This window comes from Acinetobacter sp. NRRL B-65365 (assembly GCF_001605865.1).
GTDB lineage: Bacteria > Pseudomonadota > Gammaproteobacteria > Pseudomonadales > Moraxellaceae > Acinetobacter > Acinetobacter vivianii.
Window position 1 is genome coordinate 1 of record NZ_LRPD01000046.1, and the last position, 26316, is coordinate 26316.

At 41.2% G+C, this 26316-nt stretch carries 28 protein-coding genes and 1 other RNA gene; 17 read left to right on the top strand and 12 right to left on the bottom strand.

The annotated features are described in order from the left end of the window. Window positions 1–188 precede the first annotated feature (188 nt). A complete protein-coding gene (locus AWW72_RS15460; protein ID WP_062847927.1) occupies window positions 189–605 on the top strand; it encodes a hypothetical protein in 417 nt (138 codons plus the stop codon). A gap of 101 nt (window positions 606–706) precedes the next feature. Here AWW72_RS15460 and AWW72_RS15465 read toward each other — a convergent pair whose 3' ends face one another. Together AWW72_RS15465 and AWW72_RS15470 are read right to left on the bottom strand one after the other, a co-directional pair. Further along, a complete protein-coding gene (locus AWW72_RS15465) occupies window positions 707–1438 on the bottom strand; it encodes a histidine phosphatase family protein (RefSeq protein ID WP_004771683.1) in 732 nt (243 codons plus the stop codon). A gap of 51 nt (window positions 1439–1489) precedes the next feature. After that, window positions 1490–2347 carry a 3'(2'),5'-bisphosphate nucleotidase CysQ family protein gene (locus tag AWW72_RS15470; protein ID WP_004771682.1) on the bottom strand — a complete coding sequence of 286 codons (858 nt, stop codon included), beginning with the start codon at window positions 2345–2347 and terminating at the stop codon, window positions 1490–1492. Between the two features lie 11 nt (window positions 2348–2358). Here AWW72_RS15470 and AWW72_RS15475 point away from each other — a divergent pair, with 11 nt between their 5' ends. The 4 genes from AWW72_RS15475 to AWW72_RS15490 all read left to right on the top strand — a co-directional run bounded on the left by AWW72_RS15475 (window position 2359) and on the right by AWW72_RS15490 (window position 5210). Continuing rightward, the gene (locus AWW72_RS15475; RefSeq protein WP_062847928.1) at window positions 2359–3063 is read left to right on the top strand and encodes an HAD-IA family hydrolase; all 705 of its coding nucleotides are present in this window, start codon (window positions 2359–2361) and stop codon (window positions 3061–3063) included. Further along, the gene (locus AWW72_RS15480) at window positions 3047–3475 is read left to right on the top strand and encodes an RNA-binding S4 domain-containing protein (RefSeq protein ID WP_004771680.1); all 429 of its coding nucleotides are present in this window, start codon (window positions 3047–3049) and stop codon (window positions 3473–3475) included. The genes AWW72_RS15475 and AWW72_RS15480 overlap by 17 nt, the downstream gene beginning before the upstream one ends. A 159-nt stretch (window positions 3476–3634) precedes the next feature. Continuing rightward, window positions 3635–4681, top strand: a complete 1047-nt coding sequence (recA, locus tag AWW72_RS15485; RefSeq protein WP_004771679.1) for a recombinase RecA — start codon at window positions 3635–3637, stop codon at window positions 4679–4681. A gap of 46 nt (window positions 4682–4727) precedes the next feature. Continuing rightward, on the top strand, window positions 4728–5210 hold the full coding sequence (locus AWW72_RS15490; protein ID WP_004771678.1) for a regulatory protein RecX: 483 nt from the start codon (window positions 4728–4730) through the stop codon (window positions 5208–5210). A 10-nt stretch (window positions 5211–5220) separates the two neighbouring features. Here AWW72_RS15490 and ffs read toward each other — a convergent pair. Beyond that, window positions 5221–5317: signal recognition particle sRNA small type (gene ffs, locus AWW72_RS15495), an RNA gene on the bottom strand. Between the two features lie 323 nt (window positions 5318–5640). Here ffs and AWW72_RS15500 point away from each other — a divergent pair. Next, on the top strand, window positions 5641–6498 hold the full coding sequence (locus AWW72_RS15500; protein ID WP_062847929.1) for a YbgF trimerization domain-containing protein: 858 nt from the start codon (window positions 5641–5643) through the stop codon (window positions 6496–6498). A gap of 67 nt (window positions 6499–6565) precedes the next feature. Here AWW72_RS15500 and AWW72_RS15505 read toward each other — a convergent pair whose 3' ends face one another. The 3 genes from AWW72_RS15505 to AWW72_RS15515 all read right to left on the bottom strand — a co-directional run bounded on the left by AWW72_RS15505 (window position 6566) and on the right by AWW72_RS15515 (window position 9473). Continuing rightward, on the bottom strand, window positions 6566–8437 hold the full coding sequence (locus AWW72_RS15505) for a SurA N-terminal domain-containing protein (RefSeq protein WP_062847930.1): 1872 nt from the start codon (window positions 8435–8437) through the stop codon (window positions 6566–6568). Window positions 8438–8576: 139 nt separating this feature from the next. Beyond that, window positions 8577–8849, bottom strand: a complete 273-nt coding sequence (gene hbs, locus AWW72_RS15510; protein ID WP_004639426.1) for a non-specific DNA-binding protein Hbs — start codon at window positions 8847–8849, stop codon at window positions 8577–8579. 168 nt (window positions 8850–9017) lie between these two features. Next, window positions 9018–9473, bottom strand: coding sequence for a phasin family protein (locus tag AWW72_RS15515; protein ID WP_004771675.1), 456 nt, complete (start codon window positions 9471–9473; stop codon window positions 9018–9020). Window positions 9474–9682: 209 nt separating this feature from the next. Here AWW72_RS15515 and AWW72_RS15520 point away from each other — a divergent pair, with 209 nt between their 5' ends. The 8 genes from AWW72_RS15520 (at window position 9683) to fdx (ending at window position 15807) form a co-directional block, all read left to right on the top strand. Beyond that, window positions 9683–10321, top strand: coding sequence for a hypothetical protein (locus AWW72_RS15520; protein WP_004771674.1), 639 nt, complete (start codon window positions 9683–9685; stop codon window positions 10319–10321). Between the two features lie 107 nt (window positions 10322–10428). Continuing rightward, complete coding sequence (locus AWW72_RS15525) at window positions 10429–10902, top strand: Rrf2 family transcriptional regulator (RefSeq protein ID WP_004771673.1); 474 nt, start codon at window positions 10429–10431, stop codon at window positions 10900–10902. Window position 10903: 1 nt separating this feature from the next. Then, on the top strand, window positions 10904–12121 hold the full coding sequence (locus AWW72_RS15530) for an IscS subfamily cysteine desulfurase (protein WP_004771672.1): 1218 nt from the start codon (window positions 10904–10906) through the stop codon (window positions 12119–12121). Window positions 12122–12211: 90 nt separating this feature from the next. Continuing rightward, window positions 12212–12598, top strand: coding sequence for a Fe-S cluster assembly scaffold IscU (gene iscU / locus AWW72_RS15535; RefSeq protein WP_004639432.1), 387 nt, complete (start codon window positions 12212–12214; stop codon window positions 12596–12598). Window positions 12599–12627: 29 nt separating this feature from the next. Continuing rightward, the gene (gene iscA, locus AWW72_RS15540) at window positions 12628–12948 is read left to right on the top strand and encodes an iron-sulfur cluster assembly protein IscA (protein ID WP_004661460.1); all 321 of its coding nucleotides are present in this window, start codon (window positions 12628–12630) and stop codon (window positions 12946–12948) included. Between the two features lie 86 nt (window positions 12949–13034). After that, the gene (gene hscB / locus AWW72_RS15545; RefSeq protein ID WP_004771671.1) at window positions 13035–13553 is read left to right on the top strand and encodes a Fe-S protein assembly co-chaperone HscB; all 519 of its coding nucleotides are present in this window, start codon (window positions 13035–13037) and stop codon (window positions 13551–13553) included. Between the two features lie 38 nt (window positions 13554–13591). Beyond that, on the top strand, window positions 13592–15451 hold the full coding sequence (gene hscA, locus AWW72_RS15550) for a Fe-S protein assembly chaperone HscA (RefSeq protein WP_005256993.1): 1860 nt from the start codon (window positions 13592–13594) through the stop codon (window positions 15449–15451). 17 nt (window positions 15452–15468) lie between these two features. Further along, window positions 15469–15807, top strand: coding sequence for an ISC system 2Fe-2S type ferredoxin (gene fdx, locus AWW72_RS15555; RefSeq protein WP_004771669.1), 339 nt, complete (start codon window positions 15469–15471; stop codon window positions 15805–15807). A gap of 59 nt (window positions 15808–15866) precedes the next feature. Here fdx and AWW72_RS15560 read toward each other — a convergent pair whose 3' ends face one another. Then, complete coding sequence (locus AWW72_RS15560; RefSeq protein WP_062847931.1) at window positions 15867–16748, bottom strand: NAD(P)/FAD-dependent oxidoreductase; 882 nt, start codon at window positions 16746–16748, stop codon at window positions 15867–15869. Between the two features lie 113 nt (window positions 16749–16861). Between AWW72_RS15560 and AWW72_RS15565 the strand changes: the two genes are divergently transcribed. Continuing rightward, entirely contained in the window at window positions 16862–17317 is a 456-nt protein-coding gene (locus AWW72_RS15565) for an Rrf2 family transcriptional regulator (protein ID WP_062847951.1), read from the top strand. Between the two features lie 12 nt (window positions 17318–17329). On the opposite strand, the gene AWW72_RS15570 is transcribed toward AWW72_RS15565, so the two are convergent. From AWW72_RS15570 to aceI, 5 genes are all read right to left on the bottom strand, one after another. Further along, entirely contained in the window at window positions 17330–18766 is a 1437-nt protein-coding gene (locus tag AWW72_RS15570) for an adenylate/guanylate cyclase domain-containing protein (protein ID WP_004771664.1), read from the bottom strand. Between the two features lie 52 nt (window positions 18767–18818). After that, window positions 18819–19253 carry an HIT domain-containing protein gene (locus tag AWW72_RS15575; protein ID WP_004771663.1) on the bottom strand — a complete coding sequence of 145 codons (435 nt, stop codon included), beginning with the start codon at window positions 19251–19253 and terminating at the stop codon, window positions 18819–18821. Window positions 19254–19451: 198 nt separating this feature from the next. Beyond that, window positions 19452–22910, bottom strand: a complete 3459-nt coding sequence (gene mfd / locus AWW72_RS15580) for a transcription-repair coupling factor (protein WP_062847932.1) — start codon at window positions 22908–22910, stop codon at window positions 19452–19454. 137 nt (window positions 22911–23047) lie between these two features. Continuing rightward, the gene (locus AWW72_RS15585; RefSeq protein ID WP_062847933.1) at window positions 23048–23551 is read right to left on the bottom strand and encodes a hypothetical protein; all 504 of its coding nucleotides are present in this window, start codon (window positions 23549–23551) and stop codon (window positions 23048–23050) included. Between the two features lie 218 nt (window positions 23552–23769). Then, a complete protein-coding gene (aceI, locus tag AWW72_RS15590; protein WP_004771659.1) occupies window positions 23770–24198 on the bottom strand; it encodes a chlorhexidine efflux PACE transporter AceI in 429 nt (142 codons plus the stop codon). An 88-nt stretch (window positions 24199–24286) separates the two neighbouring features. Between aceI and aceR the strand changes: the two genes are divergently transcribed. Together aceR and tal are read left to right on the top strand one after the other, a co-directional pair. Next, window positions 24287–25177, top strand: a complete 891-nt coding sequence (gene aceR / locus AWW72_RS15595; protein ID WP_005256980.1) for an HTH-type transcriptional regulator AceR — start codon at window positions 24287–24289, stop codon at window positions 25175–25177. Between the two features lie 113 nt (window positions 25178–25290). Continuing rightward, on the top strand, window positions 25291–26280 hold the full coding sequence (tal, locus tag AWW72_RS15600) for a transaldolase (RefSeq protein ID WP_062847934.1): 990 nt from the start codon (window positions 25291–25293) through the stop codon (window positions 26278–26280). Window positions 26281–26316: the final 36 nt, after the last annotated feature.

A 26316-nucleotide genomic window follows, 5' to 3' on the forward strand; every position in this document is an offset into this window, starting at 1 on the left:
ATTGAAATAGTATGCTTAATTTATTGTAATTTTAAAATAATAAGCGCTGATACAGAATCAAAGCCACAACAATGCCAGACCGATGTACAACTACATTTTTATAACTCAAATAAGCTATTTTATGAAAATAAAATTAATTTAAATTGAAGTGTATATAAATAATTAAATAACGCATGCTGGAGAGCATCATGAATAAAATCTGGAAAGTTATCATTCCCATCAGCTTTGCTTTATGCAGCAGCCTTTCCTTTGCTGCAACATGTAATAGCGCCATCGATAACAATACGCTCAGCGATCTTACCATTCCAGCTGGCGCCACCTGTACTATGAATAACTCCTCCATTGAAGGAGATGTAAATATTCAGAAAGATGCCAGCCTGATTCTAAATAGCTCCTCCATTCAAGGTAGCATACAGGCCAACCAAGCCAAAGCAGTACGCTTAATTAATTCAAGCGTAAGTGGTGATGTCCATGCCGCACAGGCAGCAACCATGATTCATTTAGAAAAATCGGTTATTTCTGGTGATGTCCATTGCTCGGCATCAACTCGACTGCAAACAAATCAAAGTAGCATTGAAGGACAAAAAACTGGTAAATGTCGCTAATTCTTTGATCCTGCCAGATCATTTAAAACAAAACCCAAATAAAAATCTATTTGGGTTTTATTGAATACAATCATTGTTCGGGCATTTAATCTACTCGTACATTACTTGCCTAAAAACTGCTTTATATTCAAAACATTTTTCTCACCACGCCAAATCCATTTTAACTGGCTATCGGCAAAATCATCTCCCTCAAACCAGACAAATAAACCTTCCATCATTTCTGGCCAATCTGTTTGCTCAATTTGGTTTTTACCTGAAATCACGGCAATGATTGCAGCAAGAATCGTGTCATGACTGACCGCCAGACTCAGACCATTTTGTTGGGTTGGATGGGTATGGTAAAGCAGCTCCAATACATCAAATACACCTGTGATCGGATGTTTCATACCAGGCAGCGCATTATTCACAAAACTATTAATAAAGCCTAAAGCGCCCTGCTTACGAAAATAGGGAGCGGCCTGTTGAATATCCAGCACAAAACTGCCTGGCTCAACCAATAAGCGCTGTTCCACAATTTCAATACGATGCGTATTCACAGCCTTACGTGTCTGATCTGCACCTTCAATCATTAAGGCTGCGGTATCGACACAACGTTGAATTGGACTTGAAATACAATGCTGAATCGCCCGATCACTATGTTGGCTTAAGTATTCACCCCAAGCATAGGCCAGATCACGTCCTGGTTCTGTCAATTGCAGATCATAACCCGCCAAGCCCTGCCCATTCACCAGCTCACGTAGAGAATGTCGAGTAAACAAGGTTACAGGTGTTGAAGCATCAGGTAATAAATCAATTGCTTCAAGCATACTTTTCGGCAATAAATGCAGCGCCATATTCACACACAAGTTCGGATTTACCCCACTATAGCATGAGCTGAATGACTCTCAATCCAAAATGCCAGAAAGCGCCAAGGCCTCATAAGCAATTTTTTTGCAATGCTGATCTCGAAATGCGATAAAACCGCCATTTAAAACCGTTTCACGCTGATTATATAAAAAAGGTTTCTTATCCAAGGTCAACAAACCACCGCCAATGCTTTCCAGTAAAGCCTGCCCTGAACTGGTATCCCATTCTGAAGTAGGATGGAATCGAGGATAAATATCAATTTCACCTTCCAGCATCATACAAAATTTATAGGCGCTGCCCGCTTCGCGTCGCTCTATCGCACGATGTTGCAAGATCGGCTCAATAAAGTTTTTATATTTGGGATTTTTGCTGTTATGACTCAGACCAATTTGTAATGGTGCAGAAAAATCATGTTCTTCAATCTGGTACTGAAACCATTCTTGTCGACTAAAACTATATTTATAAGGCAGTTCCGAAGTATAGCCAATGTACATCACCTGCTCGCAAGGCACAGCAATGATCGCAAATGTGGTTCGATCACCCTCAATCAAGCTGAGATTAATCGTAAATTCATCTCGTTCATGAATAAACTCCTTGGTGCCATCCAAAGGATCCAACATCCAGCAACGCTGCCAAGCTGTTCGCGCAGAATAATCGCTCTCTTCCGACAACACCGGCAACTGCGGAGTGACAGTCGCTAAATGCTTCAATAAGAAATGGTTAACTTTGAGATCGGCCTGTGTTACTGGTGAATCATCACTTTTTTCCTGAATATTAAACTCGCACCCAGCACAATAACTTTGGTATTCTTCCAGCAATATTTGACTAGCCTGCGCCATGATGGGAACAAGTTGTGAAATTAACTGATCTTGTGGGGCAAGCGTTTTAATAAACATAGACCAACCTTATGTCATATTCAGATTTACAGCAGCAGCCGATTGCCATGTTCGACATGGATGGCACATTACTCGATTTAGCATTTGACGACTTTATCTGGAATCACTGTTTGCCTGAGCGGCACGCTCAAGTTCACCAATGCAGTCTGGAACAAAGCCAACAAACACTATTTCAATTTTACCAACAACATAAGCATACACTATCTTGGTATTCTTCGGCGCACTGGACGGCTAAAGTCGGAGTCGATGTATTAAAACTTCAGTACGAGCATCGCGACAAAATCGGCCCGCGTGCTGGCTGCCATCAATTGTTAGAACAACTTAAAGCCAAAGGTTATCGTTGCTGGTTACTGACCAATGCAGATCGTGCAGGCCTGCAATTGAAGCTTGAAAATGTGGAACTTAGCCCCTATTTTGAACTTATGATCAGTAGTGAAGAACTTGGGCACGCCAAAGAAGAAACTGCTTTTTGGCAAAAACTTCAGCAACTGCATCCATTTGATCCAGCACAGGCTGTATTTATTGACGATACCGTTGCCGTACTCAAAAGTGCAGAAGATTTCGGTATTACCCAGCTGTTTAGTATTTTACAGCCTTCAAGCAGTAAAGCTGCCAGAGCGGCAACCGAATTACCCTATCCTGCCCTTGATCACTTAACTGAACTTTTTGATTATCTTGAAACCAACCTACAGGTAACAGATGCCAAGACAGCATGAACCAGAAAGCATGGAAGCCATGCGTATTGATAAATGGCTTTGGGCTGCACGTTTTTTTAAAACACGCTCAATTGCCAAAGCTGCGATAGAAGGCGGTAAAGTCCACCACAATAATGATCGTGTTAAGGTCTCCAGAGACGTGCGTATTGGTATGGAACTGACCATCCAGCAAGGTTTTGAGAAAAAGACCGTGGTTGTGAAGGCGCTTTCAGCCGTACGTGGTGGTGCGCCAGCTGCACAACTTCTGTATGAAGAAACAGCTGAAAGTATTGCTCGTCGAGAGTTGCATGCATCACAACGAAAAATGCATAATCTAGCCCGACCAGATCATCGACCAAGCAAAAAAGATCGTCGTGATATCAATCGTTTTAAACAGGAAAATGTTCAATCATGGTCTTATCATGATGAATAAAATTTTCTAATTTTGGGTGCGTCATCTTGTGTCGCATAGACAGAGATCAGATGTAGAATAAACAATGAGAATCTGCCACTATACTCAAGTCCCAACAAGTTGAGATTCAATACATCCACTTGGGTTAGTCGTTAAGAAATAAAGTTTTGAGGTTTTGAGATGGATGATAATAAAAGCAAGGCGTTACAAGCTGCGTTAAGCCAGATTGAAAAACAATTTGGTAAAAATACAGTCATGCGCTTAGGTGATAACACTGTACAGGCAGTTGAAGCTGTTTCTACAGGTTCTTTAACACTAGATATCGCATTAGGGATTGGCGGATTACCTAAAGGCCGTATCATCGAGATTTACGGTCCAGAATCATCAGGTAAAACGACCATGACATTGCAAGCCATTGCGCAATGTCAGAAAAATGGCGGTACATGTGCATTTATCGATGCGGAACACGCATTAGATCCAGAATACGCACGTAAGCTTGGTGTGGATATTGATAACCTGTTGGTATCACAGCCCGATCACGGTGAACAAGCGCTAGAAATCGCAGATATGCTGGTACGCTCAGGTGCAATTGACCTGATCGTTGTCGACTCTGTTGCTGCGTTAACCCCTAAAGCCGAAATTGAAGGCGAAATGGGTGATTCACATATGGGTCTACAAGCACGTTTAATGAGTCAGGCATTACGTAAAATCACAGGTAATGCAAAGCGTTCTAACTGTATGGTGATCTTCATTAACCAGATCCGTATGAAGATTGGTGTGATGTTTGGTAGCCCAGAAACCACGACTGGTGGTAACGCACTTAAATTCTATGCGTCTGTACGTCTAGATATCCGTCGTATTGGTGCAGTGAAAGAAGGCGATGAGATTACTGGTAACGAAACTCGCGTTAAAGTCGTAAAAAATAAAATGGCACCTCCTTTTAAAGAAGCAGTGTTCCAGATTATGTACGGCAAAGGTACCAATCAGCTAGGTGAAGTGGTTGATCTTGCAGTTCAGCAAGATATCGTACAAAAAGCGGGTGCATGGTATTCATATCAAGGCAACAAAATTGGCCAAGGTAAAAACAATGTGATTCGTCATTTTGAAGAGAATCCAGCCATGGCTCAAGAGATTGAAAAACAGATTCGTGAGCAACTTCTAACTAAAAATAATGTTGAAGCTGCCCAAACTGAAGATGAAGAAGAACCAGACTTTTTAGAAAGTTAAGCTAAAACGCCCTTCGGGGCGTTTTTCTTTCATGAGGAAATCGATTTTGTTTAATAACGAAAAAACAGAGAAACCCAAAACCCTGACGGGAACAAGACTACGCTCTTATGCCTTTGCCCTGCTCACACGTCGTGACTATTCGCAGGCAGAACTGATTGCCAAGCTGAATCAATATGCGATCAATCCAGAAGAAGTCGATAAACTGGTAGAAGAACTAGCGCAGAACAACTATCAAAGTGACCAGCGTGTGGCTGAGCTAACTTTGGCGAGTCAACTAAGAAAAGGTAAAGGCCTACAACGCATTAAGCAGGCATTAAAAGCCAAGCAGCTAGATGCAGAATTGATTACAGAGGAATTACAAGAGGTCGACTGGCTTGATCAGGCTTATCAACTGAAAATAAAGAAATTTGGAGAAGAAGTCGCAACAGATCCGAAAATCAAGGCAAGACAAATCCGGTTTTTACAATACCGTGGCTTTGATATGGGTGTGATTATGAAAGCGATTGCTCGAACGAGCGGAGAAGAATAAATGGTGGCAGCCCTACCAGCATGACTTCGGCACATCATAGTTCTACTACCGTTGCTACCTTCCGGTCCTGGCGGGGTTCGTAGAGTACAATTGCGAAGCTACCAGCAGGGCTACCATTGCCTGACAAAGTATAGAGATTTTTGCCCGAGTTGCAAGACTTGTCTCTGTTTTTCAGTGAGTTTTTAGCTCAACTGCCTAATTCATCATCAACCAGTCTGTATTTGTTATCTTTTTACTTTCAATATGTGCAAACATTCAACAAGAACAGATTAATTTCTTCAAAAGTGCTTGAAGATTGTAAATGCTTATTGCATTTAAATGAGTTGCTGTTTTAATGGCTAAATCAAAAATCTATATCTGGTGTGTTGCAAGTAAACAGTGAAGACTTGTTCGGCCACAGCTTTATATTTCAACTTATGGATGAATTTTTATGCTAAAAAAGCATTCCGTACTTTTTATTGCCCTGCTGAGCAGTGCGCATTTATATGCCAATGTTCCCATTGAATCTCGCGCTTTAAGCCAACAACAAGCCAATAATGTTGTTGCAGGTACACCAAGCTTAAACTGGGAAATCATGCAAAAGAACCAGAAGCTTGAAGAGGAAATCCGCAAGTTACGTGGTCAGCTTGAAGAACATGACAATGCAATTGAGCAATTAAAAAAAGAACTGACCAACCGCTATACCGATCTGGATCAACGCTTAGAGCTACTTTCGCAAAAAATTGATCCGCCTGAGGATAATCCTGAAGCACAAGATGCCTCTGCTGCAACAGCATCAACAAATGCAGATACCAGCACTCCTGCGATCATCCCAGCTGCACCAGCACCGCAACAAACCACACCTGCAACCACTCAAGCCCCAGCTGCTCAACCGCAAACGAATACCGTAGCAACTAACAATGCGACCAATGATCAAATTGAGCTAGAAAAAGCGGCTTATACGGTTGCGCTTGATGCCTACAAACAAGGTGGTGCAAAAAAAGCGATTCAGCCAATGCAGAACTTTATTAAAAACCATCCAAATGGTATTTATATTGGTAATGCATACTTTTGGCTTGCCGAGTTTTATTTAGCGGTTGATCCTGTCGATTATAAATCTGCAAAGCAAAACTATAATATTGTGGCGACCCGCTACCCGAATTCAGCAAGAGCATCGCGTGCCGTATACCAGCTTTATAGCATTGCGAAAGAAGTTGATCGCAACGATGCTTTAGCAAATCAGTACAAAAGCAAACTGTTAAGCCAATACCCTCAATCTGAAGAAGCAAAATTTATTCAGAAAAAATAAGTTTTCTTCTCTCAATAAAAAAGCCAGTTGATATCAACTGGCTTTTTTTATGCTGGGATCAAATTAACTATTTGATCTTCGCCTTCGATTTTAAGTATTCAGTGTAGTCTTCAAGGATCTGTTGCCCACGGAACTGCTGGTAAAGCTGATTCAACTCGTGTACCTGTTCTGCTGGCAATGTACTTGCAACACTGCTGTTCACATTTGAAACTGCAACAATCACCAACTCATTTGGTAGTTTTGCAGTTGTGGCAGACCATAAGCCTTCTTTTGCTGGCGCTGGAATACTAAATGCAGCACGCTCAATCGGACGTTTTAACCCTTGAGAACGCGCAAATGTACCTGCATTTTCAAAGTTCACTTGAGATTTTGCAACCACTTGTGCCGCCGGTTGAGTTTTAAAATCAGTCAGGATTGTGGCAATTTTCGCTTGAGCTGCTTTATACGCCTTCGCTTCGATCACTTTTGCTTTTACTTCAGCAGTTGCTTGATCTAAAGGTTTAACGCCCGCCGCATGGTAGTTACGAACTTTAATCCAGATCGTATCGCCATTTGCCAACTGAATATTTGAAGACGCGTTACGGTCACCATTTTTCACATCATCATTAAATAATTTTGCTTTAACGCTTAAATCACTGAGATATGGGTTATCAGTTGCTAAAGTCACGCCATTTGCAGACTCAATACGCGCGCCCTTCACTTCCTCAGCAACAGCATCTAGAGAATCATTACCGACCACCATTTCATTTAAGCTGTTTACGGTATCGCTAAACTGGTTAGCCAGTTTGCTTTTCTCAACCTCAGCAGTTAAACGCGCTTTTTCCGCTTCAAATGAAGGTAATTTCACCATTGGAGATTCAGCTTGGATAATGTGATAACCATACTGAGTCTTAACTGGTTTAGAAATTTCACCATTCTTTAATGCATTCACTGCATTATCAAAATCAGCCGAGAAAACACCTGGCGCATAAGCATCCACTAAACCGCCTTGTGTTTTAGAGCTCGGATCTTCAGAGTATTGAGCTGCTGCCTGAGCAAATGACTCACCTGCCTGAATTTTTGCATAGACTTCATTGGCAAGCTTCTGAGCTGCCGCATCATCACGCGCATCAGTTGTAATGAGAATATGTTTAACCAGAGGTTTAATTGCTTTTTTCTTCTCATCAACAAAAGCCGTATAGGCTTGTTGAAGATCAGCCTCTGTAACCGCAAGGTTTGCTTTAGGCAGCAAAGCAGGTGTAAGCACGACATAATCAACGTCAACACTTGCAACTTGCTTAAATTCATTTTTATGCTTGTTGTAGTAGTCAGCAATTTCCTGATTAGAAGCCGTTACGCCTTTCTTATAGTCATCTAGCTTAATACTTGCCAAATGCAAAGTACGCTGTTCAGTCTGTAAATTTGCCAACTGCTGTACATCAGACTTGCTCACTAGAGCATAATCCATCAATGATGTTGAAATCATTTTCAGCGCATGATCTTGGCGTAAGCTGGTGATCAAGGCCTGATTGGTCATTCCCACAGAACGTAGATAGTTCTCATATAAGGTTTGAGAGAACTTGCCATTTTCCTGAAAACTCGGTTGTTGTGCCAACATTTGCTCAAGTTGTACATCGCTTAGCGTCATACCTAACTTTTCAGCTTGTTGTTGTAGCAATGAACGAGCAACAAGTGCATCCAATGCTTTTTCTTGAATAACAGGCAAATTCAAAAGTGATTCATCACCCTTCACCAGTGATAAATATTGATCTTTATAGTTTTTGGTTGCACTTTCTAATTCTTTATTAGAAATATCTTGACCGTTTACTGATTTTGCAACGTCTGCTTTATTGCTACCACTAAAATACCCTTCTATACCGACAAGTGCTAAAGGAGTCAAAAACAAAACTAACAGGACTTTGCCAAGCCAACCCTTAATGAGAGTACGAAACGATTCCATAAGAATTCCAATATTTTATTTCGGGGCAATTTTAACTGAAAAACAAAAGTGAATGAATGCAGAATAAGGATCAAATTAACTTTTTCATTCAATAAATAAAAAACGCACCCAAAATGGTGCGTTTATTGATTTAAAAAGATTACGCAACCGAATCTTTTAAACCCTTACCAGCTTTGAAGCTAGGTACTTTGCTTGCTTTGATTTGTAACTCTTCACCAGTTTTAGGATTACGACCAGTACGAGCAGCACGTTCTTTAACGCTGAAAGTACCGAACCCAACTAAAGTAACCGTATCACCCTTTTTAAGTGCTTCAGTGATTGATGCAATTGTCGCATCGAGTGCCTTACCAGCATCCGATTTTGACACGCCCCCTTTTTCAGCAATCGCATCAATTAATTCTGATTTATTCATGATAAAAAATATCCTCTTAATATCGTTTGTTAAGATCCAAGGCTATAGTTTAAAAGGCCATGACGCCTTTATAGCAATGCTTTAGGGGAGAACGCAATACTAGAAAGGCCTTTTAATTAAAATAAATACTGAAATACGACATAAACAGACGAGTTACCTGCATTTTTTTTACTTTTTATTCAATTTGGCCTTCAATTGATTATTTTCTTCGATCAACGCATCAACCTTGATATGGAGCTGTACAAGCAGCTGTTCGATGTGCTGAAGATCCTTCGGTGTCACCAGACCAATACGGTTAAGCGAGTGATTCACACTGGTATCTAAAATCTTCTCAACCTTGTCTTTAGTGTCGGTCACCGACTCTTTCGCTTTTTCTGTCACCTTGCCTACCGTGTTGTCGGCAAAATCAACCGTTTTTGATTCTAACTCTTCGCCCACCTTGACCAGTGAGTCAAACAATTTATTTCCTTCTTCTTCTGCACGAGAAAAAGCACCTAAGCCAGCCAGCCAGATTTGTTGTGTATATTTTTTGAAATCTAACGCAGATTTTTTAGAACTCTTTGATTTTGGCTTAGTTTTTACCTCAGCTTCCTCGTTGGGATTTTCTATATTTGAGTTATCCATTGACCATTACTCCTAAGCACTTTACAAACAGTATGTCGTATTCGACCATAAAAATGTTTTTATAATATCAAAGTTAAGACTTGATCGTTTTAAAAAACTGTTCTACAAAGCAAGAAAGTCCTGTAAATTATTTTTAACAATTGAGTAAGGATACTCAGGTTTACAGATTTTTTGTTTTTATTGATTGATTGGCAAGGAAAAAGAGACTTATGAGTGATACGCAACAAAGACATAAACATCCGCATTTGTTGCTCAACATTGTCATCATTGTTTTAGAGACTTTTTTCTCTTTCATCCTGACGCATGATGCGGGATTACGCCTGCAAGCCAAAAAGTTAATTGATCAAAAAATCACGATCCGTATTAACAGCTATATCCCTTTCTTCGACTTTTATATCCAGTTTACCGAAAAAGGTCTTTTGTTTGATATGAAAGCGCTGGATCGCACCATTGATCTGGAAATTAATAGCACATTGATCGATCTGATCAAGATTTTTGTGTTTAACAATCAGCGTAGCATTGCCAATATGCGCATTCTGGGTGATGCCACTCACACTGAAGAGTTTATGGATTTACTTCCACACCTCACCCTGTCGAGTATTCTGGCAAACTGGAAACAATGGTTTAGCGATGAAGCTGAAGCCGTTGCTTCACAACAGCGTATTGCCCCATTGCTCGATAAAATCGATCAGCAGCGTTCAGAAATAAATACTTTATTGGTTGAAGTTAAGCAGTATCAAAACCGCATTCACCGTCTGCAAAAACGCCAACGCCTAATCAATATCAGCTTTGCTGTTTTAAGCTTTATTTTCATCGCCTTTTTTGTTTATAATACGTGGATACAATAATTCCAATATATTTCACTTTTCACGCTCAGATTGGCAATTTAAAACTTGACTATTTTAGTCGGAATTCATAAAATTTAAACATCTAGTCTAACCATGTGTACCGAATCATGCGTCTTACAACTCGCGGTCGTTACGCAGTGACTGCTCTACTTGATTTAGCTTTGCAGCCAACTGAACAAACGATCACGCTTGCGGAAATAGCAGCACGCCAATCCATCTCAGTCGCTTATTTAGAACAGTTATTCGCGAAACTTAAACGTCATGGGTTAGTTTCAAGTGTACGCGGTGCAAATGGTGGTTATCACCTGGCGCGCAATGCAAGTGAAATTACTGTGCTAGAAATCATCGAAGCTGTAAATGAAACTGTTGATGCAACTCGTTGTGACCATAAGGGTAACTGCCAAAATGGTGCGATGTGTTTAACACATGACTTATGGCAAGAACTCTCCCACCATATTGCCGATTATCTCGCAAAAATCACCCTTGCTGATTTGATTGCGCGTGACAACGTTCAAACTGTTGCATTACGCCAGAATTCACCAAGTTTAGATTCAGCCCTTCTATCGGTTACAGGTATTTGACATGAAACGTCCAATTTATCTTGATTACGCAGCAACCACTCCAGTACTGCCAGAAGTTGCAGAACGCATGATGGAATGTTTAACGTTCGAGGGAACTTTTGGTAACCCTGCGTCACGTTCACATGCATATGGTTGGCAAGCCGAAGAAAAAGCTGAATATGCGCGTGAGCAAGTTGCAAATTTAATTAAAGCAGATCCACGCGAAATCGTTTGGACTTCTGGTGCAACCGAATCTGACAATCTGGCATTAAAAGGTATTGCTCAGTTCTACGGTTCAAAAGGCAAACACATCATTACAAGTAAAATCGAACACAAAGCTGTGTTAGATCCTTGCCGTGAACTCGAAGAACAAGGTTTTGAAATTACATATTTAGAGCCAGAACCACGCACTGGTTTAATTACACCAGAAATGGTTCAAGCGGCTTTACGTCCAGATACGATCCTTGTTTCACTTATGATGGTGAACAACGAAATCGGTACTGTGACAGATGTTGCTGCAATTGGTGAATTAACACGTGCGAACAAAACATTCTTCCACGTCGATGCAGCTCAAGCCGCTGGTAAAGTTGAAATTGACCTTTCAACAATGAAAATTGATTTGATGAGCTTCTCTGGTCATAAAGTTTATGGCCCTAAAGGTATCGGTGCCCTTTACGTTCGCCGTAGCCCACGTGTTCGCTTAAAAGCACAAATGCACGGTGGCGGCCATGAGCGCGGTATGCGTTCTGGTACTTTAGCGACTCATCAAATTGTGGGTATGGGCGAAGCTTTTGAAATTGCTGGCAAAACTATGCAAGCAGAACAAGAGCGCATTCGCAAGTTACGCGACAAGCTTTGGAATGGCTTACAAGACCTTGAACAAGTGTTCTTGAATGGTCACCCAACACAAAACGTTGCAAACTATCTAAATGTCAGCTTCAACTTCGTTGAAGGTGAGTCACTGATGATGGCATTGAAAGATGCAGCTGTTTCAAGTGGTTCAGCATGTACATCTGCAACTTTAGAGCCGTCATATGTATTACGTGCTTTAGGTTTATCTGACGAGTTGGCACATAGCTCTATCCGTTTCAGTTTTGGTAAATACACCACTGAAGCAGATATTGATTACGTGTTAACAATTACCAAAGCTGCTGTTGAGAAATTACGTGAACTTTCTCCGCTTTGGGATATGTACAAAGAAGGTATCGACCTTTCAACAGTTGAATGGGCTGAACACTAATCATAAAGTGCTCTTTTGAGCACTTCATTGAAAAGTATGTTTTAACCCTCATATTAATATTAGGCTGACCCCGAGGTTTGGAGAAGCGACATGGCTTATAGCGAAAAGGTAATTGATCATTACGAAAACCCTCGTAATGTTGGTGTTTTAGACAAGAATGCAGAAAATGTAGGTACAGGTATGGTCGGTGCACCTGCTTGTGGCGACGTAATGCGTTTACAAATTCAAGTCGATGACAATGGCGTAATTGAAGAAGCTCGCTTCAAAACTTACGGCTGTGGTTCTGCAATCGCATCAAGTTCACTTGTAACCGAATGGTTAAAAGGCAAAACACTTGATGAAGCTCAAGCGATCAAAAACATTGATATCGCAACTGAGCTTGCACTTCCACCAGTAAAAGTACACTGCTCTGTATTGGCTGAAGATGCAATCAAAGCTGCGATTGAAGACTATCGTGGTAAGAAAGCGAAAGCTTAATTGATGACCGAAATAACATTGGAGTTTTCATGATCCATTTAACTGAAAATGCTGCGACTCACATCAGCAATTACCTGCAAAACCGAGGTAAGGGTGAAGGCATTCGTATTGGTGTGAAAACTTCGGGTTGTTCCGGATTGGCTTATGTACTTGAGTTTGTTGATGATATTGACACACACGACCAAGTATTTGAACAACTCGGCGTTAAAGTCTTTGTAGACCCTAAAAGCTTGGTTTATCTCAATGGTTTAGAGATGGACTATGTTAAAAATGGTCTCAATGAAGGCTTTGAGTTTAACAACCCAAACCAAAAAGGTGAATGTGGTTGCGGTGAATCATTCACTGTTTAATCTCAACCACTACTCTCTTTCTTTTCGTCAAAACAGTGTGTTCCGCACTGTTTTAACGTATTTATCAATAGCGGAATCCATCTCCCATGAATCATTTTGAGTTGTTCCAATTACCAGAAGCACTCGATATAGATTTAGCAGCTTTAAAAAAACAGTTTTTAAGTTTGCAACAGCAATATCACCCAGATAAAGCAAGTGACAAGGATCAGGCGCTGATCAAGTCAAGCGAAATCAATCAGGCTTATAAAGTGTTATCACTGGTTGATAGTCGTGCTGCCTATCTGCTTGCCCTCAAAAAACAAGATCACCATCTTGATCAGTCCATCAACGATTTTGAGTTTTTGCAATCAGCACTCGAAATGCGTGAGCAACTTGACGAAGCTACCTCAACCGAGCAACTTCGCACCTTAAAAGTTGAAATTCAGCAATGGATTGATAGTTTAGTTCGCGAGTTCAAACTCGATTATGCGGATGAAGACTGGGCTGAGGCACGTGATACTGTTCGTAAGCTACGCTTTTTCCAACGTGTCATGAATGATATTGATAAAGCTGAAGATCGTATGCTGGACGAAGAAGATAGCTTCGATCTGGACGATGATTTTTAATCCGCTGTTACCGATTATTTTCAAGGGATACCGTACGCATGGCGCTTTTGCAAATTGCTGAACCAGGTCAATCTACCGCACCGCACGAACATCGTATTGCGATCGGGATTGACTTAGGGACAACCCACTCTTTAGTGGCGACAGTGCTATCGGGAAAACCGAAAGTTCTACATGATGACAAAGATCGAGTTCTACTCCCGTCTATTGTTCATTATGCAAAAGATTTGACAACGTTTGGTTATGAAGCCAAACCGTTTATGATGACTGACCCCAAAAACACGGTTGTTTCCGTGAAACGCTTTATGGGTCGTTCACAAGCTGATATTAAATTCCAGCACCCCTATACACTTGTTGGCGCAGAAAATGAAATGCCAGCATTTGAAACGGCTGCTGGACGTAAAACACCTGTCGAAATTTCTGCCGAGATCTTAAAACAATTAAAAGATCGTGCTGAAGCAAGTCTGAATAACCCTGTGAATGGCGCTGTGATTACCGTTCCTGCTTATTTCGATGAAGCACAACGTCAGGCAACACGTGATGCAGCACAGCTTGCTGGTCTTAATGTTTTACGCTTATTGAATGAGCCAACAGCCGCTGCGGTTGCATATGGTCTGGATCAAGAGACAAATCTCAGTACAGACCGCAACTATGTGATTTACGATTTAGGTGGTGGTACGTTTGACGTCTCAATCTTGCGTTTTTCACAAGGTGTATTTGAAGTCCTCGCTACAGGCGGACATACTGCACTGGGTGGTGATGACCTTGATCGCTTAATCGTAAAATGGGCTAAAAAGCAGCTCAATATTGAAACATTAAGCGATGAAGAATATGCGGTATTCGTTGTTGCTGCACGTCAAGCCAAAGAACATTTAACAGATCACGAATCTGCCGAATTAAAATTACTGGATGATCGCTTAACACTCGACCGCCCTACTTTTGAATCGATTATTCAAGTCGCACTCGACAAAACCATGAGTGTCTGCAAACGTGTATTACGCGATGCCAAACTTGAACTCGATGAAATTGAGCACGTGGTCCTTGTAGGTGGTTCAACACGTTCTTACGCCGTACAAAAAGCTGTACGTGACCTATTTGAACGTGAACCGCTATGTACCATTAACCCAGATGAAGTCGTTGCAATTGGCGCATCAATTACCGCCAACCAGCTCATTGGCAATAGTCAAGATGGTTCATTATTACTAGATGTGACTCCACTCTCTCTTGGTTTAGAGACTATGGGTGGTTTGGTTGAACGTCTGGTTTCACGTAATACAGCCATTCCTGTTGCACGCCGTCAAGAATTTACCACCTATCAAGATGGTCAAACTGCCATGTTGATCCATGTGGTTCAAGGTGAGCGTGATTTGGTTGAGCATTGCCGTTCATTAGGTCGCTTTGTCTTACATGGCATTCCACCAATGACTGCGGGTCAAGCGCGTATTGAAGTGACATTCCAAGTGGATGCCGATGGCTTACTAACTGTCTCTGCGAAAGAAACTACCTCTGGTGTGCAAGCCAAAATCGACATCAAACCGTCGTATGGCTTATCCGCATCAGATACTGAACGTTTACTGGTAGAAGGTTTCCAGCATGCGGAAGAAGACAAACAACTTCGCCACTTGCAAGAAACTAAAGTTGAAGCACAGCGTGAGCTAGAAGCGTTAGAGCAAGCTTTGAAAGCGGATACAGATTTACTTTCTCAGCAACAGGCTCGCGACTTGATTCTTGCCGCTGAAGCGTTAAAAGCTCGTCTTAAAACGGATGACCTTGCAGCGATTGAACATGCTGTTCAGCAACTTAAAATTCACAGCGATGCCTTTGCTGCGCTTCGCATGAACCGACATATTGACCATGCCTTAAAAGGTACGAAACTTGAAGATTGGTCAAACTCAAACTAAAGGTATAGGTGATCAATATGCCACGTATTAAAGTTCTTCCTCATGCACAAATTTGCCCTGAAGGTGCAGAATTTGAAGTCGAACAGAACGCCAATTTATGCCAAAGTTTATTAAAACAAGGCATCAAAATTGAACATGCTTGCGATATGTCTGCAGCATGTACGACCTGCCATGTGGTTGTTCGTAAAGGTTTTGACAGCTTAGATGAGATGAATGACGTTGAAGCAGACTTACTGGATCGTGCTTGGGGTTTAGAGCCTGACTCACGCTTGTCTTGCCAAGTGAAAATTGTAGATGAAGATTTAGAAATCGAGATTCCTAAATACACTATCAACCATGCTTCAGAAAATCATTAAGCTGAGTGGTTCATCCAAAACGCAAAAAAAGCTAGAGTAAATCTCTAGCTTTTTTATGGTTAAGCAAAAATTAAAGAACGATGCGCAGCGACGCCTGCCATAGTACCATCACCGACTGCTAAAGAGACTGAGCCGCCTAAACGTGCAACATCTCCACAGGCAAAAATTCCTGTCACAGATGTTTCCTTCATTGCATTGGTTTTAATGGCTCCTCCCATCGCACTCTGTTCAATTTCACAACCCAACTTAAAAATCCACTCTTGAGCAATGGTGCATTTGGTCGTTGCAAAAATACCCGCCAGTTGAATCACAGTGCCATCAGCAAGCAAAACATCACTCTGCCCCATAATTTCCTGAATCAGTCGCTGCTCAATGACAACGCCACGAACCTTTAATTGCTCAAGTAATTCAGCATCGACAGGATAATTATTCAAGAAAAGTGTAGTTTCGCCCCAATCTGGGAGCATCATCGCTAAATGAGCGGCATGTTCTGAGCTGGCAATGATGCCAATTTTACCTTGATTCAATTCATAACCATGACAATAAGGACAATGAAATACTGTCTTACCCCAGCGTTCCGCCAGACCAGCAATATCAGGCAATTGATCTGTAATACCAGCAGCAATGATCAGGCGCTTGGCCGTAATTGAATGTGTCGCATCGATACATACCGCAAAGCCCTCTTCAATTTTTTCTACGCGCTTTACATTGCCATTCTGCCAATCCACAGTCTTATAAGCCAAAACTTGCTGCTTCGCAATTTGCGCAATTTCACTTGCCTGCGTTCCATCCTGAGTTAGAAAACCATGTGAATACTCGGCAAAGCGATTTCTGCGTTGTCCAGCATCGATAATAACCACTTTTCTTCGTGCTCTCGCCAATGGCATTGCCGCAGCCAAGCCTGCATAACTTCCACCAATAATCGCAACATCATATTGCATAGGATTCACCACTTATATGTAACTTTTAAAGTTACATTAATACTTTTTATTTTAATTTGCAACTTTTGATGTTACATTTAAAACTATTCTCTTATTTTGTTTGGATTGATCAGATGCGTACTGACAGTAAACTTTCCCGAATGCTGCATGTGCTTTTACACATGGCCAGACAACATAAGACTTTTACCTCAGATGAAATCGCACAAATGCTATCAACCAATCCGGTCGTGGTCAGACGGACCATGTCGGGTTTAAAGAAAGCGGGATTTGTCCATTCAGAAAAAGGCGCTGGCGGTGGCTGGCAGCTAACTGGAGATTTAGAAAAAATTACCTTGTGGGATATTTATCAAGCTGTGGGTGAACCCACTATTTTTGCGATAGGCAATGAAAGAGAGAATCCAGAGTGCTTAGTTGAGCGTGTGGTAAACGCCGCTTTAGATCAGGCCATTCAGGATGCGCAGCACATTTTAACCCGACAGCTAAAATCCACCACGCTGGCAGCACTCGCTTTAGAATTTGATCATTTATATGAGTTACATGAACATCAGAATCGTCATACTCAACATTGAGTATTGAGTTGTCTATCTCACTTCATCATCTAAAGTGAGTTTAGGAATGCCCTGCGCATTGGTAATCTTTTGCTGGGTCTTGATACGTTGAACCATGTTTTCCAGAATCTCAACCAGTTCTGGGTATTCATAGTTTTGTACTTCTTCCAGGTTGAGAACCAAATGGAAGCCTTTATAATCAAAATCAAACCATTGTTGCGTATCAGATTTTTTGCCTGTGAATTTTTCCATCACCTGCCAGGTTTTCACTGGGCCTTGAATACCTTTTAAATAGATCGGCACTTTCGGCACACATAAAAACTCATTTTTAATCAGTTGATGTGTGTCATCGGCAATCAGGATTTCATCAACTTCAGCAGCAGACTGCAAACGTGCAGCCAAATTCACATCACGCCCGACAATGGTATATGCCATTCGATGTGAAGCGCCGTAGTTACCTACGTGACAATAACCCGTACTAATTCCCATGCGGATATGCAAGGCTGGATAGCCCATTTTCTTCCAGCGCTCACGCAACAATTTCATTTGTTGACGCATCGCAATCGCCATTTCCACACAAGATTTTGCATCTTGTTCAACGCCTTGCGAATTTGGATCACCAAAGAAAATAAGAATCGCATCGCCCATAAACTTATCGACTGTCGCTTCATACTGCTTGGCAATCTCAGTCATATGACTCAAGTAATCGTTCAGTAAGAAGGCTAAATCGTCTGGGATCAGGGTTTCTGAAAGCTCCGTGAAACCTTGAATATCAGAGAAGAAAATCGTGAGTTTTTTACGCTTATATTCAATTTTTGCTTCCGCTTCGCCACGCATAATCGATTGCCATAATTGCAGCGGCGCGTAACGACTGAGTTGGTTTGCAAAAGCAATATAGCGCGTCATCTGATTATGATAATGCTGGCGTTGCTGTCCGAGAATATTCAGGCGACGATGCTGGTAATAGTTACCTATCACTATAAACATCATCAAGCCGAGCAAACTGACAACGGTCAATTCAGGATTGGTCGGTTCAAAATACTCTTCTGTACCGAAAATAATATAGGTACTAAAGTAGAATGTAATTACACCAATCAATCCGATCAGACATGAGACAGGCAAGGAAATTTTATTGTTCAGACCGACATAGAGCAATGCAAATAAGATCGTAAATGTCGGCACTAAACTTAAATGTAATGCGGCAAGAACAAGCGCAATAATGATGGCTTCATTGGCAAATAGAACGTTTTTTTCTATTTTTTTATCAAATTTATATTGCAGCCATTTTTCCAAACGGGGACAAAATAGAAAATAAGCCAATAATAATGGAAGGAGATAGAGCTGATAGCTAGCACTGGTAGAGGTAAATGTATAAATTACCAAAATCAGTGACAGAATCGAGTATCCCATCAAACGATGGAAATAAGCGAACTGTCTAGGTTCTTTATCAATCAACCTATCTAGTGGCACTCTGTCCTCCTTTTCTTATTATAGAATACTGTTTTTTATTCTATTTTCTGGATCAGTCCATGCGCCAGTCAAATGGCATATCACCTTGACCGCGTAGCGCAAGCATCAATGTTTGACGCATATGCGCGAGTACATCATTACTGTATGGTACTGCTGGCGTTCCCCACACTGGTTTCGGCCATGCCACATCGTTTTGATAACGTACAACATGATGGAAATGAAGCTGAGGAACGACGTTCCCTAGTGCTGCCACATTCATCTTGTCTGCACGGAACACACGTGAAAGTTGGCTTGATAACCAGCTTGATTCACGTAGAAATTGTTCTTGATCTGCTTGGCTTAATTCATATAGTTCTGTAACGCCTGGTACACGAGGTACAAGGATTAGCCAAGGAAATTGCATATCATTCATTAAACGACATGTTGAAAGCGGAAAGTCGCCTACAAAAAATGTATCTTGAGCAAGTTGTGGATGCAAACTAAACATATCTTTATAAATGATGCAGAATAATGATGATCAATACTATCACATCAGTTTTGATGTGAATATTATTAGTCACCCGTTTGCTTACAAATAACAATGATTTTCCTCATTTATTGCAGGAACATCTGATCAAAAACATGTAGCGATCTTGCAAAAAACCAAACTTGCTCAATTAACACTCAATTATCAATTTTCAAGGCACTAATTCAACTCACTCACCAGCTTGTTGAGCAGATCAATAATGAACTGGATTCGTTTGTCATACTCAGCCAGTTGAACCATGACTTTCAAGCGTTGCCCGCCTTCCATCCGATAATACGTTGGCTGCTTCTGCATCAGCTGAATGATACTGATCGCCTGTACAGGTGTATCTGGAGAAAACTCGATATAACCGCCATTACTATTGATATCAATCTTGGTGATGCCCAGTTGTTCAGCCTTTAAACGCAACTGATGAACGCTAAATAGCTGTTTTACAGGTTGTGGCGGAATACCAAAACGATCAATCAGCTCCATACGAATATTGTCGAGCTTCTCCTGACTATCGGTATTACTAATGCGCTTATAAAACAATAGGCGCTGATGTACGTCACCCAGATAATCATCAGGAATCAACGCTGGCATATGTAAATTAATTTCAGCCGTTAATGACAATGGTGCATCAAAGTTTGGTGTTTTACCTTTCTGAATTGCTTTGGTCGCTTTCTCAAGCATTTCCATATACAGGCTATACCCGATAGCCTGCATTGAACCGCTTTGCTGCTCACCGAGCAACTCACCCGCACCTCGAATTTCCAGATCCTCTGTAGCCAGCATAAAGCCCGCACCGAGCGTTGAAGCACGTTGAATGGCATCTAGACGTTTTTCAGCATCACCTTTTAGATGCTTAATCGACGGAACCAACAAATAGGCATAGGCTTGGTGATGTGAACGCCCAACACGACCACGCAACTGGTGTAATTGTGCGAGGCCAAGCTTATCTGCACGCTCGATAATAATGGTATTGGCATTCGGCACATCAATACCGGTCTCGATAATAGTCGAGCACACCAATACGTTATATTCCTTATGGTAGAACTGCTGCATCACCTGCTCAAGTTCACGTTCACGCATTTGTCCATGCGCTACTGCAACACGTGCTTCGGGCACTAGATGGCGTATATTTTCCGCAGTCCGTTCGATGGTATCAACTTCATTGTGCAAGAAGTACACCTGCCCACCACGTAACAATTCACGCAGAATCGCTTCTTTCACCGAATCATCGGTATGTTCCTGAACAAAAGTTTTCACCGCTAAACGACGTGCTGGCGGTGTAGCAATAATCGAAAGATCACGCATACCAGAGAAAGCCATATTCAAGGTACGCGGAATTGGTGTCGCTGTCAGCGTCAGCATATCCACATCAGCACGTAGCGCCTTGATTCGCTCTTTGTCACGCACGCCAAAACGATGCTCTTCGTCGACAATCATCAGACCAAGATTTTTAAATTGCACGTTTTCTTGCAGAATTTTGTGCGTCCCAACCACGATATCGACCTTACCTTCGGCCAAATCTTCAATGATTTTTAAATGGGCTTTATTACTGCCGAATCGAGACAATACTTCGATACGTACTGCCGTATCCGCAAAACGGTCTTTAAACGACTCAAAATGTTGCTGAGCCAATAAGGTCGTTGGAACTAACACAGCCACTTGTTTATTATTCTGTACCGCAACAAATGCCGCACGCATCGCCACTTCTGTTTTACCAAAACCAACATCACCACACACCAGACGATCCATCGGTTTGGCAAGCTGCATATCATGAATAGTCGCTTCAATCGCATTGGCCTGATCAAGCGTTTCTTCATAGGCAAAACCGCTGGCAAATTGCATATAACCCGTATGATCAAGTTCAAAAGCAAAGCCGGGTTTAGACTGGCGACGCGCCTGAATATGCAGTAATTCAGCCGCCACATCATGAATCTGCTCCAAAGCCTTACGTTTTGCTTTGCTCCAAGTATCTGTACCCAGCTTATGTAAGGGTGCCAGATCGGGATCACCACCACTATAGCGACTGATTAAATGTAAATTGGTGACAGGAACGTAGACTTTTGCGCCATCGGCATAATCTAGTTGTAAAAACTCATGGTCCTGCTCATCGATTTCCAGCGTCACCAAACCCGCATAACGCCCAACACCATGATCAATATGCACGACAGGCGCACCAATACTCAGCTCAGTTAAGCTGCGAATAAGAAATTCTTCAGAAACTTCCTGCTGACGCTTACGGCGACGTTGTACCACCCGATGTTCATACAGCTGATTTTCTGAAATGACCGATAACTGATCTGTAAGCAACAAACCACGGTCTAGAGGCGCACTGGTAATCGCGACTTGTAATTTATCTTTCTGGAATTGAGCAAAACTTTCTACATTCTGAATTTCGCCCAATACACCACGCAACGCATCTTTTAAGGTTTCACGGCGACCTGCACTCTCTGCCACCAACAAAACAGGATGTTTAACCTGATCAATATAGTGTTTAACTGCTTCGAAAGGTTGTTCCTTTTTTGGATCAACAGGCAATTTTGGTGGTTGCTCAGCAGCAAGATTTAACACACCCGCTTTAGCTTCAAATGCCTCTGCTGAAGCCACAATTCTTGGAAACTGATTCAGTGCCTGTAACACATGATTGGGCATCAAGAACAGTTCTTCAGGCGGCAGAATCGGTTGGTCGATGTTATGACGACGATCTTCATAGCGACGCACAACTTCTTTCCAGAAATTGATTAATTCGTCTTCAACCTCATTATTTGTAATTACAACGCAATTCGTTGGTAAGTATGTCGTGAACATACTTTGCGCTTCCATTACCTTCTTATCAAAGAATAATGGCAGGTAGAATTCCAATCCAGGCGTCGAAATACCTTCAAGCACATCCTGATAAATTGGATTTTTCTTTGGATTTGCCGTTGGAAAACTTTCCGCATAACGGTCTCTGAAAATAGAACGCCCTTCTTTCAAAGGAAATTCTTTCGCAGGTAAAACCGTGAAGTTTTTTAATGATTCTGTCGTACGTTGTGTTTCCGGATCAAAGAATTTTAAGCTTTCAATTTCATCATCAAATAAGTCAATCCGAATCGGCTGATCTTGTCCAGAAGCAAAAATATCCATGATACTACCGCGAACAGCAAATTCACCGTGATCATAAACCGTATCCACCAAACGATAACCCGCTTGTACCAACTGCTTTTTTTGTACTTCTAAATCTAGCTTTTGGCCAACCTTAATATCAAAGTGTTCCCCCACCACCCATGAATAAGGTGCAACACGCTGTGCTAGCGTACTCGCCGAAATCAGTAGAATACCCTTTTGCGGCATATGCGACAAAATGGCCAAACGCTCAGACACAATATCCTGATGCGGAGACAAACGGTCATAAGGCAAAATTTCCCAATCAGGAAAAATCGTTGGCTTAACACCATAAAACTCAAGCTCACTTTCCAACTGAGCAAGGTGCTGATTATTCCGAGCCACAATGACATAGAGATTCGAGCTTTGGGTTGCGATTTCTTTGAATAATAATGCTGCCGATGATCCCAACAAGGAACCAATCCAGCGTTTTTCGCCCGCTTTAAATTGTTGTAGGTTTAATTGAGAGATTTCTTGTTGGAACATAGAGAAAATCATGCAATCTAAAAAGATAAGTTCCCTATTTTAGCATGATGTTTTTTATGAATAGGAATTTTTTGGCTTATCCTTAATGCAAAATTGTCTATGCAGTAGTTCAAAGAGAATTGCCATCAAAGTCACTATTATTTAAAAACAGGGTTTGATAACCAATCTTTAATATTCTGGATTTGCTTGTCTACCTCAATAACAAGATGAGGACTATTTTCATGTGTCCACTCTTCATCACACCAGTCACAAGCACCATATAAATCACCTAACCATGAGGGATAATATACAATTTTCTCATCAAGATGACGCGGAGCTCCGATAAAACCCGCCTCTATATTGTTAAAAATTTCACATAATTCAAAAGGACGTATTTCACCCACTTGGTAACGCGCAAGAATATTTAGGAAGTAATGAGCAGCTAAAACTTCTGCCTCAACACAATCTACTGAAAAACTGGGATCTGTTGCTTGAATCAGTTCAAATAGTAAAGCTTTCTGATCTACCCTTGTATCTAATAGTTCAAAAAACTCCATCTCTATAGTTTCACTGTTTTCTATATATTCATTAATTTTTTTGGCGATGATTTCTTTAGGGTACTCACCATAATGAATCTCAATAAAAAGCGCTTTAAAAGTCATAAAAACCTCTACTTTTAAGTCTAAAACAAGATCAGTTCATTTTCTTTGTCTTAGACATTTTTATGTTCCTATGAAATCATAATTTTGATCGCATTAAAGAATTCAACTTACTTAGGCTATTTTATCATCACACATTAAGTTAATTACAATACAGACAATAAAAAAAGCACTTTTCATCAAATTCTGAAAAGTGCTTCTTTATCCATCTTAATTATAAATTATGATGCAAGTTTGGCATTTGGAAAGAAACGTCCTTCAATCATGTCGTAGCACCATTGGAAGATGAATGTATAAACCAGAATACACATCGTCAAACCGAAGTCTAAAATAATTGCTTCAATAATTGTCATTTTCATTAAATAAGCAATGATTGGAATGGTTGCGAGCATCAAGCCGCCTTCAAATCCGATCGCATGCAGAATACGCACAGGAACTGTTCGTTCCCAATGATATTTCTGTTCCACTTTTTCAAAGTAATGGTTGAAAATCATATTCCAGAATACAGAAATCACCGCCATGATCGTACCTAAAACACCCGTTACTTCTAGTGGCATACTAAAAATAAAACTTAACGCAATAGCGATGATGACCAATAAAATCACTTCATAGCTGATCGCATGAACGAGTCTTCTTTTGGAAATCAACATTTTTGTAACACTCTCTTGTTTGGATAGTTGCCATTTTATTTTTATAATATTGATTAATCCAATCAGATTCTTTCAGTTTTTTTGACAAATGAATATTAACCAAGAACAACTCCTCATGTTTCAGACGGTCATTGAAACAGGCTCCTTTTCTGCTGCTGCCCGTAAATTAGGCAAAGTACCCTCAGCAGTCAGTATGTCGATTGCTAATCTGGAAATTGATCTCAACCTGAAACTATTTGAGCGGATCGGACGAGAACCAACGCCGACCGCCGAAGCATGGGTTTTATATGAAAAAACCCAACAATTATTGATCGAAATGAATCAATGGAAACAGCACGCCCATGCGTTAAGTACAGGTTTGGAATCCACTTTAAATATTGTGGTTGTATCGGAACTGCTCCATACCAACTGGACAGATTACATCACCCTGCTCGATCAACATTTTCCGAGCCTGTCACTCAATGTCGTTTCAGCACCGCAAGAAGATGCACTGCAAATGTTACTTGATCAAACCGCGCAGCTTGCCCTGATGTTTGAACGGGAACAATTAGATAGCCGTGAGCAGTTCGTTGAGTTAAAAAGTGAAGCGCTTGTTCCCGTGATTGCGAAAACGAATCCTTTGGCACAACTGGATAAGGTTTCATTTGAGCAGATGGTACAGACCCGTCAGATTGTCGTCGCCAGTCGAGACAATACCATTCGACCTGAATTGCTTTACTCAAAAGATTATTGGCGAACAGACAACCATCACTCCGCATGTATGATGATCGTTCGGAATTTAGGTTGGGGCGTTTTACCTTTAGAAATGTTTAATGAAAATCCTGAATTGCGTAAAAAATTAAAAATTCTGGATCTTTATGATTTCACACCGAAATTTGAATACTACGTCGATCTGGTCTGGAGTCGAGAAAGTGAACTGGGTGCAGCAGCGCGATTCCTGATTGATCATATCCGTAAACAACGTCAACACATGAAGTAATAAAACATAACTTTAAGGAATAACTCCATCAACAAAAGCGATGCTTTGCTTTTATCCAGAGTATGCTATAAAAGAAATTACCAATAATATGTTTAAGTAAGAACGCTATATCAATGACTCAGACTGCCTTACATCAATTAAAAGATTTAACAACCGTTGTTGCCGATAGTAGTGACCTAGAAGCAATTGAAAAATTTCGTCCACTTGATGCAACAACCAACCCTTCACTCATCACTGCGGCTGCGGAATTACCAGAAAGCAGAGCGCTGATTGAAGATGCCTATACCCAAGCAAAACAAGAAGGTTATCAAAGCGACGAGTTAATCGAGCGCACGATTGATATTCTGACTGTAAAATTCGGTGTTGAAATTTTAAAACTCATTGAAGGCCGGGTTTCAACTGAAGTCGATGCTTCTTTGTCTTATGATACGGAAGCGACCATTGCCAAAGCACGCGAATTGTCTAAGCTGTATCAAGGTTATGGCATTGAACAATCGCGTATCCTGATCAAGATTGCTTCAACATGGGAAGGTATTCAGGCTGCGAAAGTGCTTGAAGCCGAAGGTATCCCGTGTAACCTTACCCTGCTATTTGGTCTACATCAGGCACAAGCCTGTGCAGATGCAAAAGTTACGCTGATCTCACCTTTTGTAGGTCGTATTCTTGACTGGTACAAAAAGGCTGAAGGTGTTGAGCAATATCCAATTGCTAAAGATCCAGGTGTCCTTTCGGTCAAGAAAATCTACAATTATTACAAACAGCAAGGCATCACAACTCAAGTGATGGGCGCCAGCTTCCGCAGTACAGCTCAAGTATTGGGTTTGGCAGGTTGTGATTTACTAACAATTGCACCAAACCTGTTGGCTCAACTTGGACAGGATCAGCAAAATGTTGAAGCCCAATTGAGTATTGAGTCAGCCCAGCAAGCTGAAAAAATTGATCGTCCCGCTCAAAGCAAAGAAAGCTTTAAGGCTGAACTTGAACAGGATTTGATGGCATTCCAGTTATTGCAAGGTGGTATCGACGGCTTTATCAAGGCTCGTGATCAACTGAGTTTATTGCTGCGCCAATCTTTTGGAATTGATGCTGAAATCAAACCATAATTAGTCGAATTTTCACCAATAAAAACCGATTTTTGC

Excerpts from the sequence above, each read along its gene's own strand:
- AWW72_RS15460 (WP_062847927.1), top strand. The coding sequence starts at position 189 with ATGAATAAAATCTGGAAAGTTATCATTCCCATCAGCTTTGCTTTATGC.
- AWW72_RS15465 (WP_004771683.1), bottom strand. The coding sequence starts at position 1,438 with ATGGCGCTGCATTTATTGCCGAAAAGTATGCTTGAAGCAATTGATTTA.
- AWW72_RS15470 (WP_004771682.1), bottom strand. The coding sequence starts at position 2,347 with ATGTTTATTAAAACGCTTGCCCCACAAGATCAGTTAATTTCACAACTT.
- AWW72_RS15475 (WP_062847928.1), top strand. The coding sequence starts at position 2,359 with ATGTCATATTCAGATTTACAGCAGCAGCCGATTGCCATGTTCGACATG.
- AWW72_RS15480 (WP_004771680.1), top strand. The coding sequence starts at position 3,047 with ATGCCAAGACAGCATGAACCAGAAAGCATGGAAGCCATGCGTATTGAT.
- recA (WP_004771679.1), top strand. The coding sequence starts at position 3,635 with ATGGATGATAATAAAAGCAAGGCGTTACAAGCTGCGTTAAGCCAGATT.
- AWW72_RS15500 (WP_062847929.1), top strand. The coding sequence starts at position 5,641 with ATGCTAAAAAAGCATTCCGTACTTTTTATTGCCCTGCTGAGCAGTGCG.
- AWW72_RS15505 (WP_062847930.1), bottom strand. The coding sequence starts at position 8,437 with ATGGAATCGTTTCGTACTCTCATTAAGGGTTGGCTTGGCAAAGTCCTG.
- hbs (WP_004639426.1), bottom strand. The coding sequence starts at position 8,849 with ATGAATAAATCAGAATTAATTGATGCGATTGCTGAAAAAGGGGGCGTG.
- AWW72_RS15515 (WP_004771675.1), bottom strand. The coding sequence starts at position 9,473 with ATGGATAACTCAAATATAGAAAATCCCAACGAGGAAGCTGAGGTAAAA.
- AWW72_RS15520 (WP_004771674.1), top strand. The coding sequence starts at position 9,683 with ATGAGTGATACGCAACAAAGACATAAACATCCGCATTTGTTGCTCAAC.
- AWW72_RS15525 (WP_004771673.1), top strand. The coding sequence starts at position 10,429 with ATGCGTCTTACAACTCGCGGTCGTTACGCAGTGACTGCTCTACTTGAT.
- AWW72_RS15530 (WP_004771672.1), top strand. The coding sequence starts at position 10,904 with ATGAAACGTCCAATTTATCTTGATTACGCAGCAACCACTCCAGTACTG.
- iscU (WP_004639432.1), top strand. The coding sequence starts at position 12,212 with ATGGCTTATAGCGAAAAGGTAATTGATCATTACGAAAACCCTCGTAAT.
- iscA (WP_004661460.1), top strand. The coding sequence starts at position 12,628 with ATGATCCATTTAACTGAAAATGCTGCGACTCACATCAGCAATTACCTG.
- hscB (WP_004771671.1), top strand. The coding sequence starts at position 13,035 with ATGAATCATTTTGAGTTGTTCCAATTACCAGAAGCACTCGATATAGAT.
- hscA (WP_005256993.1), top strand. The coding sequence starts at position 13,592 with ATGGCGCTTTTGCAAATTGCTGAACCAGGTCAATCTACCGCACCGCAC.
- fdx (WP_004771669.1), top strand. The coding sequence starts at position 15,469 with ATGCCACGTATTAAAGTTCTTCCTCATGCACAAATTTGCCCTGAAGGT.
- AWW72_RS15560 (WP_062847931.1), bottom strand. The coding sequence starts at position 16,748 with ATGCAATATGATGTTGCGATTATTGGTGGAAGTTATGCAGGCTTGGCT.
- AWW72_RS15565 (WP_062847951.1), top strand. The coding sequence starts at position 16,862 with ATGCGTACTGACAGTAAACTTTCCCGAATGCTGCATGTGCTTTTACAC.
- AWW72_RS15575 (WP_004771663.1), bottom strand. The coding sequence starts at position 19,253 with ATGTTTAGTTTGCATCCACAACTTGCTCAAGATACATTTTTTGTAGGC.
- mfd (WP_062847932.1), bottom strand. The coding sequence starts at position 22,910 with ATGTTCCAACAAGAAATCTCTCAATTAAACCTACAACAATTTAAAGCG.
- AWW72_RS15585 (WP_062847933.1), bottom strand. The coding sequence starts at position 23,551 with ATGACTTTTAAAGCGCTTTTTATTGAGATTCATTATGGTGAGTACCCT.
- aceI (WP_004771659.1), bottom strand. The coding sequence starts at position 24,198 with ATGTTGATTTCCAAAAGAAGACTCGTTCATGCGATCAGCTATGAAGTG.
- aceR (WP_005256980.1), top strand. The coding sequence starts at position 24,287 with ATGAATATTAACCAAGAACAACTCCTCATGTTTCAGACGGTCATTGAA.
- tal (WP_062847934.1), top strand. The coding sequence starts at position 25,291 with ATGACTCAGACTGCCTTACATCAATTAAAAGATTTAACAACCGTTGTT.